This is a genomic window from Nocardia sp. NPDC058519 (genome assembly GCF_042719755.1).
Lineage (GTDB): Bacteria > Actinomycetota > Actinomycetes > Mycobacteriales > Mycobacteriaceae > Nocardia.
The window spans coordinates 464,391-482,838 of record NZ_JBHXNK010000001.1; the positions used below are offsets into that span (position 1 = coordinate 464,391).

General features: G+C 68.4%; 20 protein-coding genes and 1 tRNA gene. 9 read left to right on the forward strand and 12 right to left on the reverse strand.

Annotation, left to right across the window (positions count from 1 at the left end):
• The first annotated feature begins 316 nt into the window (after positions 1-316).
• Together ACFWPK_RS02100 and ACFWPK_RS02105 are read left to right on the forward strand one after the other, a co-directional pair.
• Complete coding sequence (locus ACFWPK_RS02100; RefSeq protein ID WP_378912678.1) at positions 317-877, forward strand: heme-binding protein; 561 nt, start codon at positions 317-319, stop codon at positions 875-877.
• A gap of 176 nt (positions 878-1,053) precedes the next feature.
• Entirely contained in the window at positions 1,054-2,160 is a 1,107-nt protein-coding gene (locus ACFWPK_RS02105; protein WP_378912679.1) for a hypothetical protein, read from the forward strand.
• 16 nt (positions 2,161-2,176) lie between these two features.
• Here the strand turns inward: ACFWPK_RS02105 and ACFWPK_RS02110 are convergent, their stop codons facing one another.
• On the reverse strand, positions 2,177-3,130 hold the full coding sequence (locus tag ACFWPK_RS02110) for a DNA polymerase domain-containing protein (protein WP_378912680.1): 954 nt from the start codon (positions 3,128-3,130) through the stop codon (positions 2,177-2,179).
• A gap of 109 nt (positions 3,131-3,239) precedes the next feature.
• On the opposite strand from ACFWPK_RS02110, the gene ACFWPK_RS02115 reads away from it, so the two are divergent.
• From ACFWPK_RS02115 to ACFWPK_RS02125, 3 genes are all read left to right on the forward strand, one after another.
• Positions 3,240-3,312, forward strand: a tRNA-Glu gene (locus ACFWPK_RS02115).
• A 125-nt stretch (positions 3,313-3,437) separates the two neighbouring features.
• Entirely contained in the window at positions 3,438-4,043 is a 606-nt protein-coding gene (locus ACFWPK_RS02120; protein WP_378912681.1) for a QsdR family transcriptional regulator, read from the forward strand.
• Between the two features lie 17 nt (positions 4,044-4,060).
• Positions 4,061-5,206, forward strand: coding sequence for an acyl-CoA dehydrogenase family protein (locus ACFWPK_RS02125; RefSeq protein ID WP_378912682.1), 1,146 nt, complete (start codon positions 4,061-4,063; stop codon positions 5,204-5,206).
• A gap of 53 nt (positions 5,207-5,259) precedes the next feature.
• Here the strand turns inward: ACFWPK_RS02125 and ACFWPK_RS02130 are convergent, their stop codons facing one another.
• From ACFWPK_RS02130 to ACFWPK_RS02165, 8 genes are all read right to left on the reverse strand, one after another.
• Positions 5,260-6,480, reverse strand: coding sequence for a cytochrome P450 (locus tag ACFWPK_RS02130; RefSeq protein WP_378912683.1), 1,221 nt, complete (start codon positions 6,478-6,480; stop codon positions 5,260-5,262).
• The gene (locus ACFWPK_RS02135; protein ID WP_378912684.1) at positions 6,477-7,730 is read right to left on the reverse strand and encodes a cytochrome P450; all 1,254 of its coding nucleotides are present in this window, start codon (positions 7,728-7,730) and stop codon (positions 6,477-6,479) included. The genes ACFWPK_RS02130 and ACFWPK_RS02135 overlap by 4 nt, the downstream gene beginning before the upstream one ends.
• A complete protein-coding gene (locus ACFWPK_RS02140; RefSeq protein ID WP_378912685.1) occupies positions 7,727-8,278 on the reverse strand; it encodes an ATP/GTP-binding protein in 552 nt (183 codons plus the stop codon). Before ACFWPK_RS02140 ends, ACFWPK_RS02135 begins: the two co-directional genes overlap by 4 nt.
• Positions 8,279-8,321: 43 nt before the next feature.
• On the reverse strand, positions 8,322-8,666 hold the full coding sequence (locus ACFWPK_RS02145) for a DUF742 domain-containing protein (protein WP_378912687.1): 345 nt from the start codon (positions 8,664-8,666) through the stop codon (positions 8,322-8,324).
• Positions 8,663-9,073 carry a roadblock/LC7 domain-containing protein gene (locus ACFWPK_RS02150; protein WP_378912688.1) on the reverse strand — a complete coding sequence of 137 codons (411 nt, stop codon included), beginning with the start codon at positions 9,071-9,073 and terminating at the stop codon, positions 8,663-8,665. The genes ACFWPK_RS02145 and ACFWPK_RS02150 overlap by 4 nt, the downstream gene beginning before the upstream one ends.
• Positions 9,070-10,464, reverse strand: a complete 1,395-nt coding sequence (locus tag ACFWPK_RS02155; RefSeq protein ID WP_378912689.1) for a sensor histidine kinase — start codon at positions 10,462-10,464, stop codon at positions 9,070-9,072. Before ACFWPK_RS02155 ends, ACFWPK_RS02150 begins: the two co-directional genes overlap by 4 nt.
• Before the next feature lie 198 nt (positions 10,465-10,662).
• Complete coding sequence (locus tag ACFWPK_RS02160; protein ID WP_378912691.1) at positions 10,663-11,874, reverse strand: SGNH/GDSL hydrolase family protein; 1,212 nt, start codon at positions 11,872-11,874, stop codon at positions 10,663-10,665.
• Positions 11,871-12,869, reverse strand: a complete 999-nt coding sequence (locus ACFWPK_RS02165; RefSeq protein ID WP_378912693.1) for a saccharopine dehydrogenase NADP-binding domain-containing protein — start codon at positions 12,867-12,869, stop codon at positions 11,871-11,873. The genes ACFWPK_RS02160 and ACFWPK_RS02165 overlap by 4 nt, the downstream gene beginning before the upstream one ends.
• A 117-nt stretch (positions 12,870-12,986) precedes the next feature.
• On the opposite strand from ACFWPK_RS02165, the gene ACFWPK_RS02170 reads away from it, so the two are divergent.
• On the forward strand, positions 12,987-13,901 hold the full coding sequence (locus tag ACFWPK_RS02170; protein ID WP_378912694.1) for an AraC family transcriptional regulator: 915 nt from the start codon (positions 12,987-12,989) through the stop codon (positions 13,899-13,901).
• Positions 13,902-13,904: 3 nt separating this feature from the next.
• Here ACFWPK_RS02170 and ACFWPK_RS02175 read toward each other — a convergent pair whose 3' ends face one another.
• On the reverse strand, positions 13,905-14,324 hold the full coding sequence (locus ACFWPK_RS02175; RefSeq protein ID WP_378912695.1) for a RidA family protein: 420 nt from the start codon (positions 14,322-14,324) through the stop codon (positions 13,905-13,907).
• A gap of 50 nt (positions 14,325-14,374) precedes the next feature.
• On the opposite strand from ACFWPK_RS02175, the gene ACFWPK_RS02180 reads away from it, so the two are divergent.
• On the forward strand, positions 14,375-14,983 hold the full coding sequence (locus tag ACFWPK_RS02180; RefSeq protein WP_378912696.1) for a TetR/AcrR family transcriptional regulator: 609 nt from the start codon (positions 14,375-14,377) through the stop codon (positions 14,981-14,983).
• A 69-nt stretch (positions 14,984-15,052) separates the two neighbouring features.
• Here the strand turns inward: ACFWPK_RS02180 and ACFWPK_RS02185 are convergent, their stop codons facing one another.
• Both ACFWPK_RS02185 and bla read right to left on the reverse strand, forming a co-directional pair.
• On the reverse strand, positions 15,053-15,466 hold the full coding sequence (locus tag ACFWPK_RS02185) for a hypothetical protein (protein WP_378912697.1): 414 nt from the start codon (positions 15,464-15,466) through the stop codon (positions 15,053-15,055).
• A 36-nt stretch (positions 15,467-15,502) separates the two neighbouring features.
• Entirely contained in the window at positions 15,503-16,435 is a 933-nt protein-coding gene (gene bla, locus ACFWPK_RS02190) for a class A beta-lactamase (RefSeq protein ID WP_378912698.1), read from the reverse strand.
• A 176-nt stretch (positions 16,436-16,611) separates the two neighbouring features.
• On the opposite strand from bla, the gene ACFWPK_RS02195 reads away from it, so the two are divergent.
• Both ACFWPK_RS02195 and ACFWPK_RS02200 read left to right on the forward strand, forming a co-directional pair.
• Positions 16,612-17,478 carry a LysR family transcriptional regulator gene (locus tag ACFWPK_RS02195; RefSeq protein WP_378912699.1) on the forward strand — a complete coding sequence of 289 codons (867 nt, stop codon included), beginning with the start codon at positions 16,612-16,614 and terminating at the stop codon, positions 17,476-17,478.
• Positions 17,479-17,546: 68 nt separating this feature from the next.
• On the forward strand, positions 17,547-18,440 hold the full coding sequence (locus tag ACFWPK_RS02200) for a serine hydrolase (RefSeq protein WP_378912751.1): 894 nt from the start codon (positions 17,547-17,549) through the stop codon (positions 18,438-18,440).
• The last annotated feature ends 8 nt before the right edge of the window (positions 18,441-18,448 follow it).

Sequence of the window (18,448 nt, forward strand, 5' to 3'; positions counted from 1 at the left end):
CCACCTGTGCTTTCGGCGGCTGGCGCCGCGGTTTGCCCCCGATCGACCTCGATCTTCCCTCCTGCGGGCATTCCTTCGTCGCACCCGCCGGTCCGCCGCTATCGAGGCGGCCGAGAAAGGGCTCAGCCTGGGCAACCTCTAATTCTCCCCGGCGATCGCTCGCGGTGGGTCATCCGATCGGATGACTCGAGTGTCGGCCGATCCGGCCGTGGAGTACAGCCACTACGCCGATTCGGCGGGGCCGCCGAGCGAACAGGATGGATATCAACAGGCCACGGCAGACCGCCGACCGGCCGAGAGCCGCACAGGAGCAGCCATGTCCGCCAAGTCCACCACCCGCAATCGCCTCATCATCGCCGGCGCCACCGCTGGTGTCGTCGCCGCCGGTGTGGTCGGCGTAGTGACCGTGCAGGCGCAGGATCAGAACCCGGCGACCCGCACCCCTGTCGTCGTCAACGCCGCCGACGCCAACCTGGCCCAGTCCACCCACCTGTCGATCGCCGCCGCCACCAAGGCCGCGCAGACCGCCCTCGACGCCGCCGCCAAGGAGAACCAGCGCGTGAGCGTCGCGGTGGTCGACCGCAACGGCAACGTCATCGTGACCCTGCGCGGCGACGGCGCGGGCCCGCAGTCCTACGACGCCGCCCAGCAGAAGGCCTTCACCGCCGTCTCCTGGAACGCCCCCACCACCGAACTGGCCAAGCGCCTGGAGTCGGCTCCGCACCTGGCCGACATCGACGGCACTCTCTTCCTCGGCGGCGGCGCCCCGGTGAAGGCGAACAACGCCCCGATCGCGGGCATCGGTGTAGCGGGCGCCCCGAGCGGCGACCTCGACGAGAAGTTCGCCCAGGCGGGCGTCGCGTCACTCGCCGGCTGATCGCCGCCGAACAGCGATGGCGCACTGTCGAATTCGGCAGTGCGCCCGCGTCATCCGAGACCGAGCCGGTGACGCGCGCCGAATGCCTGTTAGCCGAGCGTATGCTGACGCGGGAGTGCTATGTCCACAAGCTGGTGTCGGCGCGCGTCGTCCGACCAACAGATGCGGAGGCCGTCGTGCTACACACCGATATCCCCAGCCGGGGCGAGCTCAAAGCTCTCGCCGCAGTGACCGATAGCTGGTGCGTCTCGATCTACACGCCCACCGAATCCGATACGGCGAACCCCGACCAGAACCGGATCGCGTTCTCCAACCAAGCTCGGCGAACACTCGACCTCGTCACCGACCCCGGCGCGCGCACAGCGTTGCAGGAGGAATTCGACGCGGTGATCGAGGACGCCGAGTTCTGGCGGTACCAAGCTCGTACTCTCGTCGTCCTCGCCACCCCGACCCGAATCCGCACCTACCGGCTGCCCAACGCGCTCAGCGCCGCGGAAACCGTCGGGGATCGGTTCTACCTCCCGCGACTCGTGCGGGCCGTGACCTTCCCGCAGTCCGCGTTCGTGCTCGCACTCGCCGAGGGCGGGGTGCGTCTGGTCGAGGTCACCCCGGATCGACCCGCGCGGACCGTGCCTGTCGAAGGACTTCCGAGCAGTGCCGCCGACTATGCCGGAAAGGCGAGCCTCGGCGATCGGGCCCCGAAAGGCCGTGTCCAAGGTGACGAAGGCAGCAAGATGCGGGTGCGCCAGTACGCCCGCGCGATCGACGCCGAATTACGAGCCGTCCTGGCCGGACGCGACGTTCCGCTCATTCTGGCCGCCTCCGAGCCAAGTGATTCTCTGTACCGGTCGGTGAGCAGCTACGACGGCCTGCTGGCCGAGAGCATCCCCGGCAACCCCGAGCACGTCTCCGACGAAGACCTCGCCGAACGCTCCAGAAAGATCCTGGACCGCCACTACTCGACGCAACTGGCCGAACTGGCCGAACTGCTGGACAAACGTCGCGGTGAAGGCCGAGCCAGCACCGACGTCTCCGACCTCGCGCGTGCCGCGACCGCGGGAGCGATCGATACCGTGCTCGTCGATATCGACGCCTCGGTTCCCGGGACGGTTTCCCCGGAGGGCGCGGTCGTCTTCGGCGACCCGACCGATACCGAAACCCCTGGTGTACTCGACGAGATCACCCGCCGCGTCCTGCTCACCGGCGGCGACGTCCTCGCGGTGCGCGCTCAGGACATGCCCGATGGGGCACAGATCGCGGGCATCCTGCGCTACGCACCGTAAGCGGCAGCGCGGCCCGTCATGCTTCCCGACGGGCTCGCGCGCGTCGTTTGCCTTCGTGCATCGCCTGGACCCTGGCCACCGGGATGGTGTGGCCTTCGTCGATCAGATCCTGGGGAAGTTGCTGTGGAGCAGGCATTTCCGATTCCCATGGATCGTTGGCGCCGATCAGCTCCGGTACAGTCCGCAGCGTGAAATCGGCGGGTGTCACGTTGTCGAGATCGGACCAGAGCAGGGGGAACGACACCGTGACACCCGGCCGGATGCGTGGGCTGTAGGCGGCCGCGACGGTGGCGCCGCCGGCCCGGGTGGCGTCGAGAAAGACCTTGCCCTCGCGGTCTTCCCGGATGAACGCGGTCGTGCCGACCGACGGATCGATGCGTTCGGCCCTGGCCGCCACCGCCCGCGTGGCGGCGGCGGCATCCTCGACGTCGATTCCCGGCACCACCGGCACGAAAACGTGTAAACCCTTGGACCCGCTGGTCTTCACGGCACCCGCCAGCCCGTCGGCGGCGAGGGCGTCCCGGATCAACCGAGCGCCCGCCACCGCGTCGCCGAAGGTTTGTCCCGGCGACGGATCCAGGTCGAGCACGAGGTGCGTCGGCTCTGGCACCCGCTCCGCGAGGAACAGCGTCACGTGGTACTCGACCGCCCGCTGATTACCGAACCACAACAGTGTCCGCGGATCGTCGCAGAGCGCGTAGGTGATCTCCCGGCGAGAACTCTCCGCCCACACCTGCGTCCGCGGCACCCACTCCGGGGTGTATTTCGGGAGGTTCTTCTGCATGAACGGCTCCTGCCCCGGCCGAACCCGCACCACCGACAGCGGGCGACCACGCACCACCCGGAGCAACCGTTCCCCGGCGAACTCGAGGTAGTCGACCAGATCCCGCTTGGTTGCCTGCGCCCCGTCGAACAGCGGCTGATCGAGATTGCTCATCTCCACCCCACCGCGCAGCTCTTTGCTGGTCATGGCCCCACCTTGCCCCGGCGCCGAGGGGCGGTCAACCCCCGTTTTGGTCGATCACCAGGTCGTCGGCTATCGTATGTTCGCGCGGCTCACCCCGGTGAGCTGTTGTTCTGGCCCCGTCGTCTAGCGGCCTAGGACGCCGCCCTCTCAAGGCGGTAGCGCGGGTTCGAATCCCGTCGGGGCTACAACGAGAACTCCTCGGTCATGGTGACCGGGGAGTTTTTTTGTGCCCTTTTTTGTGCCCGGAGTGCAACATATTGACAGACGTTGCACGGTTCATACACTGTAGGAAACGGTGCATGGAGGTGACGTGATCGAGCAGACGGCACTGGAGAAACGACTCCAGGACGCGGCAGCGCGGCCCGATCCCGTGAGCGCGTTCCGGGCCGCAAGGGCCGTATTCCTGGCCGGGCACCGACTCGAGATGAAGGAACTCGCCGTCGCGCTCGGAGTGAACCGGGCGACGCTGTTCCGGTGGGTCGGCGGGCGCGACGAACTGCTCGCCGAGGTCATCTGGTCGGTCGCCGAACCGACATTGCGTCGCGCGGCCGCCGCCGCTCCCGGTCGCGGCGCGTACCGCATCGCGACGATCCTCGGCGATTTCGCACAGGCCACCAACACCTCCCACGCCTTCCGCCAGTTCCTGTTGCGCGAACCCGAACGGGCGCTGCGACTGCTCACCACGCGCGCGGGATCGGTCCAGCACCGCATCGTGGCGATCGTGGAAGATCTACTGGCCGAAGAGATTTCGGCAGATTCTCTCGATCCGCTCCTGCCGGTGTCCGAGCTGGCCCTGCTGCTGGTGCGGATCACCGAGACCTTCATCTACACCGATGTGATCAGCGGTGAGGAACCCGACGCGGCCAGAGTTGTCCGGGCGTCATTGGTTCTGCTGGGCGAACGGCCCGAACAGTAAGTCAGCGAAAGGACACCATGAAGCGCTCCGTCTACACCGAGGACCACGACGCCTTCCGCGCGTCGGTCGCCGAGTTCATCAAGCGCACGATCGAGCCGAATGCCGAACGCTTCGTCGAAGAGCGGGCGATCGACCGCGAAACCTGGCTCGCGGCAGGCGAACTGGGCTACCTCGGCCTCTGCGTGCCCGAGGAGTTCGGTGGCAGCGACGCGGGCGACTACCGGTTCAACGCCGTGCTCGGCGAGGAGCTGGCCAAGGCGAGCGCGGCGCTGTCGTCCTCGTTCGGCATCCACTACGACGTGTGCGCGCCCTACCTGGTCGAGCTCACCACCGACGAGCAGAAGCAGCGCTGGCTCCCGAAATTCTGCACCGGCGAGATCATCACCGCCATCGGCATGACCGAGCCGTCGGGCGGTTCCGACCTGGCCGCGCTGAAGACCACCGCCGTGCGCGACGGTGACGACTGGATCGTCAACGGCTCGAAGACGTTCATCACCAACGGTTTCAACGCCGACCTGGTGATCGTCGCCGCACGCACCAGCCCGGAGAAGAAGGCCAAGGGCATCACCCTGTTCGCGATCGAGACCGGAATGGAAGGGTTCACCCGCGGGCGCAAGCTCGACAAAGTGGGCCAGCCCGAATCCGATACCGCCGAACTATTCTTCGACAATGTGCGCGTCCCCGACGCCAACCGGATCGGCGAGCTCGACCGCGGTTTCATCGCCATGATGGAGCGGCTGCCGCAGGAACGCATCGGCGCCGCGGTCTCCAATCTCGCGCACGCTGCCGCGATCCTGGACGAGACGCTGCAATACGCCAAGGAGCGCAAGGCTTTCGGTCAGCAGATCGGCAGCTTCCAGTACAACAAGTTCCTTTTCGCCGAGCTGGTCACCAAAGTCGAAGTGACACAGGCGTTCGTCGATCAGGGTATCGCCGCGCACGCTGCCGGTGAGCTGTCCGCGGTCGACGCCGCGAAGGCGAAGTGGTGGTCGGCGCAGGTGCAGAACGAGGTGCTCGACGCGTGCGTGCAGCTGCACGGCGGCTACGGCTACATGCGTGAATACCGGGTCGCGCGGGCGTGGATGGATGCCAGGGTCACCAAGATCTGGGCGGGTTCCAACGAGATCATGAAGGAACTGATCGGCCGCGATCTGGGCCTGTAGCCCGGAAAGCGTCGCGCCCGGCGAAGGATCCACCGGGCGCGACGCGACGCCGGTCAGCTCAGGATGATCGGCAACGCGGCCAGATCGTTCTGGGTGAGTACCGGCAGATTGCCGATCTCACTGTCGGGCACGGCGAGTCGCAGCTGGGGGAAGCGGGCGAACAGCGCGGGCAGCGCGATCGCGGCTTCCAGACGCGACAGGGCGGCACCGGGGCAGATGTGCGGGCCGTAGCCGAAAGCCAAGTGGCGGTTGGCGGTCGAGCGCGTCACGTCGAACTCGTCGGCGGTCTCGCCGTGCACCGCGATGTCGCGACCGACGGCGCGGTAGGACATCACCACGCCCTCGCCCTTGGCGATCATGGTGTCGCCGACGGCGATGTCCTCGGTGGCGAAACGCATCAGCAGGTGCGAGACCGGGCCGTCCCAGCGCAGCGACTCCTCGATCACCTGCTTCCACTCCACGTCGCCGGCAAGCACTTTCGCCAGCTGTTCGGGTTCGCCGAGCAGCGCGCGCACGGTGTTGATGATCAGGCTCACGGTGGTCTCGTGCCCGGCGGCGACGAGCGCCTTGATATTGCCGATCGCCTCTTCCTCGGTGAGCGGCTCGCCGCCCTCGTCGGCGCTGATGAACGCCGAGGTGAGGTCGTCACCCGGGTCCGCGATCTTCTGCCTTACCTGGTCGGTGAAGTACACGTCGAGTTCGCCGATCACCCGCAGTCGCTCGTCCTGCGGGGTCATCACCGAGAAGAACTTCTTGTACCAGTCGAGCAGCTGCGCGTGGTCCTCGCGCGCGACTCCCATCAGGTCGCCGACCACGCGCATCGGCAGCGGGTAGGCGAACACCTCCTTGAGGTCCACCGTCGCGCCGTCGGCACCGGCGGCGGCGAGGTCGTCGAGGAGTTCGGCGGTGAGCTGCTCGATCACCGGGCGTAGCTCTTCCAGCCGCCGCGGGGCCAGTGCCTGCGCGGTCTTGAGGCGCAGCCTGCGGTGCTCGGCGCCGTCGACGGTGAACATGGAACGACCCGCGTCGACCATGCCGATCAGCGGCCACTGGTTCGTCACCACGCCGTCGGCGTACAGCGACCACGCGTTGATGTCCTTGACCAGCCGGGTGTCGGTGGTCAGCTGGCGCGCGACGGCGTGGTCGGTGATGGTCCAGGCGGGCACGCCGAGCAGGTCGATCCGGGTGATCGGGCCGAGTGATCGAAGTCGGGCGGTCTCTCCGTCGAGGTCACCGACCATGGGGTCGATGGCGAAAGGGCATGGCGAACTCACGAGAAACCTCCGACGGGTCGAACTGGTGTGAAACGAACGGGCAGAGCGGTCATGCCCCGAAGGAAAGCCGAAGGTCGCCGCGTGAGTTGGTCGGCGGGTACTGCGAGGTCCATGTCGGGGAGCCGGTCGAGCAGCACCTCGATCCCGGTCCTGGAGATGATCTCCGCGATCTGCTGCGCCGGGAAGGGGCAGCGGTATTCGCCATAGCTGAACGCGAAGTGGGCGTTGTTGCCCGTCGGCACCGAGCCGCCCTCGGTGAACGACTGGCGCACATGCGGATCGAGATTGGCGGCGGCGAGACCGAGCAGCAGCATGTCGCCCGCCCGGATCGTCTGATCGGCCAGGCGGGTGTCGCGCGCGGCCCACCGCCCGGCCAGGATCGAGGTCGGTCCCTCTTCCCAGAGCACTTCGCTCATGGCCTCGCCGACGCTGCGCCTGCCGCCGCCCAGCGCGTTGGCGAAACGGTCGTCGGTGAGCATCAACCGCATCGAACTGCCCAGCCAGTCGGCGGTGGGCAGATGGCCCGCGGCGGTGATCGCCATCAGGTCCATCATGTATTCCTCGTCGGTGAACGGCTCGGGATCGGCCAGCATCAGCGACACCAGATCCCCGCCGGGACGGGCCTTCTTGGCTGCCAGGAGCCGCGCCATGTGCTCGGCGAAGCGCGCGTGCCCGGCTTGGGCGTCGGCGCCGCCGTCTGCGAGCAGTTTCATCACCAGGGCGAGGTCGGCCGCATCGGTATCGGGCAGGCCGAGAATGCGCGCCAGCGCCAGCACCGGCAGCATCACCGCGAATTCCGCCATCAGGTCGGCGGTGCCTCGACCACAGAACCTGTCGACGAGCCGGTCGGCGATTTCCTCACAGGCACGGCGCAATTCGAAGTGGTCGACCGCGTCCAGCGCGGGTTCCACCATCGCCAGATGCCTGCGGTGTTCGGCACCCGCGGTGAAGTAGATCGAGGGCATGGGCCGCCCGACCATCGGGAGCAGCGGCCAATCGTCGGGCACATTGGGCCACTGATTCCACAGCGACACATCGCGCGGGAAGAGCAGCGGATCACTGGTCACCTGGTGCAGTTCGCGGTAACCGATGATCAGCCAGGCCGGGAACCCGCCGGGCAGTTCCACCTGCACGACCGGACCGTGGTCGCGCCGCATCCGCCGATAGACCTCGTGCGGTTCGATGTGGAACTCGGGGCCGCTCAACGGCACCGCGCCGGTGATCGGGCACGCGCCGGTCGGTGTGCTCATGAGACGGTTTCTCCCTGCGGGACAGCGGAATACAGATGCTCGACCAAGGTGATGAGCACCTGTTTGCTCGATTCGCGCGAGCGCGCGTCACACATCACCAGCGGCACCGCCGGATCGAGATCGAGCGCTTCACGCACATCGTCGGCGGCGTGGGAATCACCGAAGTCGTTGCAGGCGACCACGAACGGGGTGCCCTGATGCTCCAGCCGGTCGATCGCGTACCAGGAGTCGCTGATCCGGCGCTGGTCGACCAGCACGATCGCGCCGAGCGCACCGGCGAACAGCCGGTCCCACAGGAACCAGAACCGCTGCTGCCCAGGCGCTCCGAACAGATACAGCACGTGTTCGTCGTCGAGGGTGATCCGGCCGAAGTCGAAGGCGACGGTGGTGGTCGACTTGCCCGGCACACCGCTGGTGTCGTCGACGCCTGCCCCGACATCGGTCATGGTGGCCTCGGTGTCGAGTGGCCGGATCTCACTCACCGAACGCACCAATGTCGTTTTGCCGACACCGAATCCGCCGATGACCACGATCTTCAGCCCATGCATTGCCGTGCTGTGTAGCGGCGCTCGAGCCCGCTCGGGCACGTTCTCAGAGCTTGCGAAGTCCAACGAGCACCTTCTCGAGGGTGGAAGCATCCAGCGACATCGCCGCCGACAGCGGTGGGCGCACGGTGATCTTGCCCGCGGCCAGCAGGTCCGACAGCACGACCGTGGCAACACCGACGGGCAGGCGCAGCTCGGCCGCGATCTCCACCACCGCGGTCGGCGCCCGGCACATGTCAAGGACCGCGGCCTGCTCCGAGGACATGCCCGCGCTGGGGGCCGACTCGCTGACCACCAGGGTGACCAGGTCGAAGTCCTCGGTCGCGGGCGCCCGGCCGCCGGTCAGGGTGTAGAAGCGGTCGGGATCGTCGTCGCGACCTGCCCTGGTCAATCGATCGCTCCGCGTCTGGGCGCCGCCGCCAGGTGCTCGCCGAGCTGTTCGACCAGCTCGTGCATGGTGTGCCCGACCAGACCGGCATCGGCGTCCTCGGCGGCGACCACCGCCAAGTGCGCGCCGCGCCCGGCCTCGACCACGAACAGGATGCCGCCGTAGAACTCGGTCATCGACTGGCGAACGCCGCCACGCCCGTCACCGAACTCCACGGATGCCCCGTGCGACAGGCTCTGGAACCCCGCGGCGATGGCGGCCAGCTGATCGGCGCGATCGACATCGAGTTCGGGTGTATGGCAGATCTTCAGCCCGTCACCGGACAGGAGCAGGGCATGCCTGGCGCGCGGGGTGCGGGCGAGCAGCTTCTCGAGCAGCCAGCCGAGATTCGCGGGGGCGGTGGTGGTCATCGGTCCTCCTGTGGGTCGGGAGCCGCGGCGGCGCTGCCCGGTTCGTGGCTTGCGGTGGTGCGGCCCGGCGCGGAACGCTGGAAGGCACCGAGGGCGGTGGGCTTGGCCGGTGGCGCCTTGGCGGCCGGCGCGGTAGACAGGCCTTCGGGGTGGACCTGGGCCAGGGTGTCGCCCCGGCGGCGTTTCGGCAGTGTGGGCGAGGAGGACGGAGCAGTGTCGGGCTCGGGTCGCGCGTGCTGACCGGCAGGCGCGCTGAAATCCATGGTGCCGGTGTCGGTTCTGCGCGGGATCGGACTGTCGAACTGGCTCAGCGTGGCGGGCTCGGCGAAGCGCGGCGCGGCCACCACATTGCGGCTGCGACGTTCGGCGCGCGCGGTGAGCTCTCGCGGGACGACAACGACGACCGCGGTGCCGCCGATCGCCGACGGCCGATACGACACGGTGAGTTCGTGTTTGCGCGCCAGATGCCCGACCACGGCAAGCCCGAGCCGGGTTCCCGACAGCGAGGCCAGGTCGGCGCCCTTGCCCTTGTGATCGCGGCCGGTGACGGCGGCTTCGGCGCGGCGCAGCGCGGAATCGCTCATGATCAGGCCGCTGTCCTCGATCGTGATCACCACGCCCGCGGGCACTTCCGCGGCGTAGACGTGCACCTCGGTGGTGGGCGGCGAGAAGTTGCAGGCATTGTCGAGGAGTTCGGCTAGCGTGTGCATCACGCCTTCGGCGGCATGCCCGGCGATGCCGATCTCGGCGATCGCCCTCAGCCGCACGCGCTGATACCCGGCCACGCGACCCATCGCGCCGCGCAGAATCGATTCCATCGCAATCGGCTTCGCCCAGCGGCGGCCGGTGCGCGCACCGGACAGGACCGCGATGCTGTCGGCGAGTCGTCCGGCCTGGGCGGTGCGGTGGTCGATGTGGAGCAGGTCGGTGAGCACCCGAGGGTCGGCGTGGCGGTGTTCCATCTCCCGCAGCTCGGCCAGCATCGAGGTGGTCATCGCCTGGATACGGCCCGCGGCACCGGCGAACGCGGCCAGTGCCGCCGCGCCCCGCCGCGAATTCTCCTGTGCTTCCCAGGCGTACGCGGCGGTGTGTTCGTCGGCCTGGGTCAGGCGTGCGCTCGCCTCGGCCACGGTGGCGGCCAGCTGCTGTTCGGCACGCTGGGCGGTGGCCAGACTCGCGCGCGCCCGCGCGCGCTGACGCAGTGCGAACCAGACCGCGGGGCAGCCGAACAGTGCCGCGGCCACCGCGGCGGCGAGCACCGGGATGCCGACGGCTTGCGGGGTGAAGACCGCGGTCACGGCGGCGATCGCCACCACCGCCACCCCGGCGCCGAGCACCGCGGATCCGGCGCTGTCACCGGAGGCCTCCGGTGCGGCTACCGTCTGCGCCATCGGCAGTACTTCCGCAGTACTCACAGGCCCCCAGCCATCAGTGGTCGATCAAACACGCAGCAAGGCAGCCTGTTTCGAAGTCGGAATCGAGCATATCGAGCCCCCGCCCTACCTGCCACTCGACCGATCAGGGTTCACCGGCCGTTGGGGTACGGGTCAGCGTCCAGCCTGGTCGCGGCCCGTGCGGCGAGACGGTGATCACGTGGCGAGGGCTCGTGCGATGACCACCGCCATGGCGCGATAGCCGGAGTCATTGGGGTGCAGGTGATCACCGCTGTCGAACGCCGCGGCGAGGCGGGTGCGATCACCGGGTGCGGTCAGCGCTTGTTCGAGATCGACCACCTCGTCGAACGCGTCCGACTCCCGGATCCAAGTGTTCACCTCGGTGCGCAATCGCTCCTTCTCTGGCGAGAAGTAGGTCGACCCGGCGAACGGCGGGATGGTCGCGCCGACGATGTACACACCGTTAGTCCGCGCCTGGGTGATCAGTTCGCGGTATCCGGCGATGAGCTGATCTGTCGAAACCTCCGGGTAGACCGCCCCGTCCGGCCCCGCGCTACCCGACAGCCCGATGTCGTTGATCCCGATCAACACGACGGCGGTGCCGACGCCCGGTTGTTCGAGGACGTCGCGGCGGAAACGGGCGAGGGCGCTGTCGCCGAGCACGGTCGAGTCGGTGAGCAGCCTGTTGCCGCTGATTCCGGCATTGACCACCGGGCCGTGGTGGCCCGCCGCCGCGAGCTGGTCGGGGTAGCGCTGGTCGGCGTCGAGGGTGGAGCGGTAGCCGTCGGTGAGCGAGTCGCCGAAGGCCACGGTGACATCGCCCGCGCTCGGTCGCAGGGTGTCGACGCCTGCCAGGTAGTACCAGGATTGGGAGGTATCGGTGAAGGGTGCCGCCGACGGATCGGCGGCGTGATCGCCGTGTGCCCGGTAGGTGGTGGCGAGCGCCTGGCCGTGCTGGGTCGCGGGGCCGGTGGGTTGGGCGAAGTAGAGGGTCACCGCCATCGACGCCCCCGCCGTGTCCACCGCATCGCTGACCATTTCGCCCCCTGGTGCAATCACGAAGGTGGACTGCCCACCAACGGTCAACGCCCGCACCGATTCCGGGACGACAGCGGCTCCGCCCGCACTGGCGGCGACCGTCGCCGCCGAGACAGGCAGTGGGTACTCTCCGTAGCGGTTCGACAACCGGACTCTGACTTGCGGGCCCTCGTGCGACAGGCGAATCACCTGTCGCACAGTCTGATCGGAGAAACCCATCGCGGACCAGTTCTGGTAGATCGGGTACTGGAGCGCGGTCGCCCAGGCACTCGACCATGAGGTTTCGGTATCGCGCGCACCGAACGCCACCAGGCCCAGCGCGGCCACAGCGGCGACGGGCGCGGCGATCCAGCGTAGGCGCACCGTCACCGGAGCGACCAGGTCATACCGAAAGTAGCGAGGTCGTCGAGGAATTCGACCGGCTCGAACAGTTCGGCGGGTGAGTGTGCGCCCGGCTTGCCCGCCCCGCTCACGATGCGCGTCGCGACCTCGACCGCGAGTTGGGCGCTGTTGCGGTAGGCGTCGGGACCGCTGCCGATGCCGCGCAGTGTCCGGCCGTCGCGACGGATGTCGACAACCATCGAGTACGCGGCCGGGACCGACGGCGTCTCGGGCGCCGCATCGAGATCGGCCTCGGTGACGGTGCCGACGATCTCGAAGATCGACTTCGCGAGTACGCCCTCCACCGAGCGCACCGCCGTGTGGCGCGGAATGGTCACGACCGAGGGTTGTGGAAACTTCATCACTGCAATAGGTTCCGTCTCGTCAGGGAGTAGGAAGGTAGCGCGGCGGGGCTGGGGGCCGGTATGGAATTCGCCGTCGGACCAGGACAAGCCTCCACTGGTGAAGACTTCCAGATTCTCGAAGACGGTGCGCATACTCCCGCGCGAGCCCTCGCCGCCGGGCGCGGCGACGTGACTCAGGACGATCTCGTCGGCGCCGCCGAGCCGCTGCGCGCCGAGGTGGGCGAGCAGGTCGCCGAAGATCCCAGCTTCGGTGGTCGCGGTCGAGAGCGTCACGCCGGCTGCGACCGCGAGCGGGCCGTATTCAGCGAAGACCTTCTCGACGAAGAGCTGTTCGCCAGCGACATCGACGTAGTGGGTGCCTGCCGCGATGGCAGCGCGCAGGACTGTTTCGCCGGTGCCGGTGTAGTCGGGCAGGGTGCTGATCACGGCGTCGACATCGGCGAACGCGGCGACGAGGGCGGCGTGATCGTCGGCGGCGGCGACGCGGACCTCGGCGCCGAGACCGGCGAGCCGCTCGGCGTCGCGGCCGACGACCACGGTCTCGATGCCGCGCTCGCGCAGCTCCCGCACCGCGAATGTTCCGACGTGGCCACTGGCTCCGTAGACGGCGATCTTCATGTCGTTCTCCTTGTTCATCGGGCTGATGAACTCAGCGTATGAGCCATATGTGAGACATTGAATCATCCAGAATCTTGCCCAGATATCCAATCGTCTCGACGAGTACCGTTTTCGAACATGGACCTACTGAGCGACGTACTCGCCACCGCGAAGACCGGCAGCCCGGCCTCCGGCATGTTCGTGCGGCACGCGCCGTGGGGCCGGGCGTATCCGCGCATCGAGAGCGCGGGCTTCCACGTGGTGCTCCAGGGCTCGTGCTGGTTGACGCGGCCCGCCGCGGAGCCACTGGCACTGGGTGCCGGTGACGCGGTGTTCATGCCGCGCGGTGTCGCCCACGCTCTGCTCGACCAGCTCGACAGCCCGGTGACCGAGACCGCCGGACCCGAGGATGTCCGGATCGTGGCGGGACCGGGTGCGCCCGCGACCCTGCTGTGCGGTTCCTACCAGCTCGCCGCCGACCGGACCCACCCGCTGCTGGCGGAGCTGCCCGAGGTGGTGCACATTCCGGCCAGGCTCGGCACCCATCCGTCGCTGCGCGCCGCTGTCGACCTGCTCGCCGACGAACTCACCGACACCCACCCCGGCGCCGACGCGGCGATACCCCCGCTACTGGATCTGCTGCTGCTCTACCTGCTGCGCGCCCGGCTCGCGGAGACCGAGGAGACATCCGGCTGGGCCGCCGCGGTCGCCGACCCCGACATCTCCCGCGCTCTGCGCGCCGTCCACGACGACCCCGCCCACGGCTGGACCGTCGAATCCCTCGGTGCCCGAGCGGGTCTCAGCCGCGCCGCCTTCGCCAAACGCTTCACCAACCTCGTCGGCGAACCCCCACTGACCTACCTCACCCGCTGGCGCATGCTCACCGCCGCCCACCTGCTCCGCGCCACCGACCACCCACTGTCCACCGTGGCCAGGCGCACCGGCTACAGCTCCGAATACGCCTTCAGTAAAGCCTTCAAACGCGAATTCGACACGGCCCCGGGTCGATACCGTTCGGCATCGACCGAAGTCCTGGTGGCCGGAGTGCCGTGATCCTCAGTCGAGTACGGCTGTCGCCTCGACCTCGACGAGCAGATCCGGTTCACCGAGCGCGGCCACCCCGATCAGCGTGATCGGCTTGACCGGATCGACCCCCAACTTCGCCGCCGCCCTGGCGACACCTTCGCCGAGCAGCGGGTACTTGTCCGCGTTCCAGTCGACGACATAGATGGTCAGCTTCGCGACATCGTCGAACGAACCACCGATCGCCCCGAGCGCGGTGCCGATATTGAGATACGCCTGCTCGACCTGAGCGGCGAAATCCCCTGCGCCGACCGGATTCCCGTCACCATCGCGCGCGACCTGCCCGGCCAGGAAGACCAGCCGCGACCCGGTCGCGATCGAGAGTTGCCGATACACCTCCGGCTTGGGCAGTCCGTCCGGATTCACCAGTTCCACAGCCACGATCTCTCCCATCGTCCGAGGGTTCCGACCCATAACATAGCATTGATATGTACTCTGACGCTATGGCCAGAACCAGGAATCCCGCGGTGCGGTCGATGCTGATCGAACGGGCGGCGCACATGGTGGGCGCCCGTGAACCCGTCACCTTGCGCGGTCTGGTCGCGGGCACCGAGGTATCGACCATGGCGGTCTACACCTACTTCGACGGCATGGACGGCCTGTGGCGCGCGGTCCGGCAGGAAGGTTTCACCCGCCTCGCCACCCGCCTGACGACGGTGCCGACCACCGACGACCCGGTCAACGACCTGGCGGCACTCGGCAGCGCGTATCTGTCCAACGCCATGGCCAACCCGGACCTGTACCGGCTGATGTTCGACGCGGGCTTCGATCTCGAAGACGCCGAGGCCGCCGACGCCACCCTGCACCGCCTCGTCACCGCGGTGGAATCGGCTCGGTCCACCGGCCGGTTCCACGCCGACACCGACCCGCTCGACCTGGCGACCCAGAGCTGGGCCATCGGCCACGGACTGGCCGGCCTCGTCGCCACCGGACCACTCCCGCCGACGGCACTCGACCTCGGAATCCCCATGCTCACCGCCCTTTTCGTCGCCGCGGGCGATGAACCGCGACGGTGCGCGCGGTCGGTGGCGTCGGGGTGGCAGGTCGGCTGAGCGGGAAGTTCATCCAACGACGACGGCCCGATGAACAGACGAGTTCATCGGGCCGTTCGCTGGGCTGGGTCAGAGGGCGATGCAGGCGGAGCCGGCATTGATGCCGGTGCCGACGCTGACGTACTGCCTGGTCTCGGGCCATGCGTCCGGCTGGACGGCGTAGATGTAGGTGATGTCGGTCCTGGACGGAATCCAGGTGGCCTTGGCGACACCGTTCACCGGCATCGCCTCGGCGAAGCCGCTGGGGCCCTGACCTTCTTCGAAGAAGTAGACCGGCTTGGTGTTGTCGTCCACGGTGACGTTGACGGTGTAGGGGCAGCCCGTTCCGATCGTGTGCAGGCCGATGGTGAACGTGGGCGCGAGCGCGATGCTGGTGACGGTGGCCGCAGCCGGTGGTGCGACCATCGCGGCGACACCCGCGACGAGCGCCGCGGTTCCGACGGCGCGGCGAATGGTCGCGGAAGAGGTGAGGGTTCGCGTCATGGGGTATGGATCTCCTGGTCGGTAGGGCCGATTGCGCTAATTGATCTCGCCCACAGCAATTTTCGTTACCTCTGCTACGAGTTCATTGGACGGCTCGGCGTTCTGTTCGGGCTTGGTGGTCAGGACGGCGAGGACGAGCGGCGCGCGGCCGGGCGGCCAGGCGACGGCTACGTCGAGGGCGGAGCCGTAGGCGGGGGTGCCGGTTTTGTCGCCGACCTTCCAGTCGGCGGGCAGGCCCGCTTTGATGCGTTTGGCGCCGGTGGCGCTGGCGAGCAACCAGTCGGTGAGCTGGGCGCGCTCGGGGTCGGCGAGGGCTGTGCCGAGGACCAGGGCGCGGTAGTCGGCGACCAGGGCGGCGGCGGTCGTGGTGTCCCGTTCATCGCCCGGGATGGCGGTATTGAGCTCGGGCTCCCAGCGGTCGAGACGGGAGACATGGTCGCCGAGGGTGCGCAGGAAGGCGGTGAAACCCGGTGGGCCGCCGAGCAATCGGAGGATGAGGTTGCCCGCGGTGTTGTCGGAGACGGTGATCGCGGCGTGGCAGATCGCGGAGACGGTCATCCCGGTGTCGATGTGCTTTTCCGTCTCGGCGGAGTTCACCACGATGTCGGCCGCCGTGTAGTGGATGACCTGGTCGAAGTAGCCGGTGGACAGCGGATGTGCTTGCAGGAGAGCCCCGCACGCCAAACCCTTGAAGGTCGAAGCGATCGGGAAGCGTTCACCCTCGCGGTAGTTCACCGTCGCCTCACTGCCGGTGTCGACGACCGAGAGGCCGAGTCGTGCACCGTATTTCGCCTCCATTTCGGCGAATGAAGGCGCGGTCGACGAGGCGAGCGCGGATGTCGACGGTGGCGCCGGTACTACGTCATTGCTCGAGCAGGCGGTCGATGTCACGGCCGAGATCGCCAGCGTGACGGCGGCGAATCGGGTTCGAAGGCGCGGCGCTCGGTGCTTCAGTGCGGTGGGGGTCACCGGTGCACAACATCATCGCCTGCCACCACGAGGCCAATATCGGACACCGGCCTGGACAAGTCGCGCTCAATATCACCGCAGGTCGGAAGCGGTAAGGCCGGGCAGACGGCCGATCGTCACCGGCGGCGTCTCGCCGATCGACCGAGTGGCGGCAAGCGCGCTGGTTCAATGGCGATATGGATCTGATCCGCCACCTCCGGTTCTTCGTCTCCGTCGCGGACGAGGGCCACTTCGGGCGGGCGGCAGCGGCGCTCGACATGACCCAACCTCCCCTGTCGCAGGGATTGCGCCGCCTCGAACAGCATCTCGACATCGAACTCATCCGCCGCACCAACCAGGGCGCACTACTCACCACGGCGGGCAGGCACCTGTTGCCGCGTGCCCGGCTGCTCGTCGACGACGCCGACCGGTTGCTCGCCGAATCACAGCGGATCGCGCAGCTCAGCGGGACCGTGCGGTTCGCGGCGACAAGCGCGCTGCCCGATCGGCTGGTCACCGCGTGTGTCACGGGTCTGCGCGCCGCGGGTGGCAGCGTGGCGACGACGCTGGGCACGACCGTCGATCTCGTCGCCGAGGTGCGGGCGGGGGTGTGCGATGTGGCGGTGGTCGAACATCCGGCGCTGGTCGACGGTGTCGAGGCCGGACCGGTGGTGAAGTTACCGCGCTGGTTGGTGGTGCCCGCCGATCACCGCACCACCACCGCCGAGCGGCCGACCTTCCCGATGCTGGCCGGGCTGAACTTCGCGCATCCGCCTCGCGCCGCGAACCCACCCGCCTTCGACAGCATCATCGATCTGCTGCGGGAACGTGGGCTCGACGCGGCGCCGCTCGCGGCTCCCGACGATCGGGCGGTGCTGGCCGCCGTCGCCGCGGGCACCAGTTTCGGCGTCACCGCCACACTGCCGACACCGACGCCGGGGGTGGCTTGGCTCACGCTGGCGCCGCAGTCGATTGCCGTGCGGGTCAGGGTCATTCGCCGGGTCGATGCCGGCGCGCATGCCGATGCGTTGGATCGGGTGCTCTATCGGGAGCGGCTGCGATGAGCACGTTCGACGCGCCGAAAGCGATCAGTCCGCCCGGTGCGAGCCGGGACGGTTACGGCGTGCTGGGCATTGCCGACTCGGCGAGTGCCAGGATCCGTGCCGTGTTCGCGGACGCGGGCTGTGCCGGTTGGTTACACGCCCGGCGCTGCGACGGCTCCCCCGGCGAGGTCTCTGTCGGTGGGCGCGACCGCGTGGTGATCGCGTCGGTCTACAAGCTGCTGTTGCTGGCGGCGTTCCTGCGGCAGGTCGACCGCGACCGGATCGACCCCGCGGGCCGACTCACCATCAACCCCGCCGACTGCACTCCTGGCCCGACCGGCATTGCGGCACTGCGTGATCCGGTCACGCTGAGCCGCCGCGATCTGGCGACGTCGATGATGACGGTGTCCGACAATGCCGCCGCCGACGTGTTGCTCGGCGAAGTCGGCCTCGCCGCGGTGGGCGAGCTCGTACACGAACTCGACCTGACGGATACCCGCATCGTCGGCGGCACGGCCGACCAGCACCGCAGCCTCGTGCGCGATACCGATACCCACAGCACCGCGGAGGCTTTCGCGGCGCTGGCCGACAACGACGAGGCGTGGACGGTTTCCGCCTACGACCCCTCCTACGCCAGCGCGACCACACCCGAGGAGATGACACGGTTCCTGTGGAAGCTGTGGTCGGGCGACATGTTGTCCACGGCGAGCACCGAATTCGCACGCACGGTGATGAGCAGGCAGATCTGGCCGCACCGTATCGCCGCCGGATTCCCCCATCGCGGAGTGCTCGTCGCGGGCAAGACCGGCACGATCGGGGTGATCCGCAACGAAGTCGCCGTCGTCGAGTTCCCCGGCGAAACACCGGTAGCGGTAGCGGTTTTCACCCGCGCCGCCCGCGCCGACCCGATGCTGCCGGTGGTCGACGCCGCCATCGGTGAGGCGGCGCGGATCGCCGTCACCGAACTCCGTCGCCCGCGCTGAGGCGACAA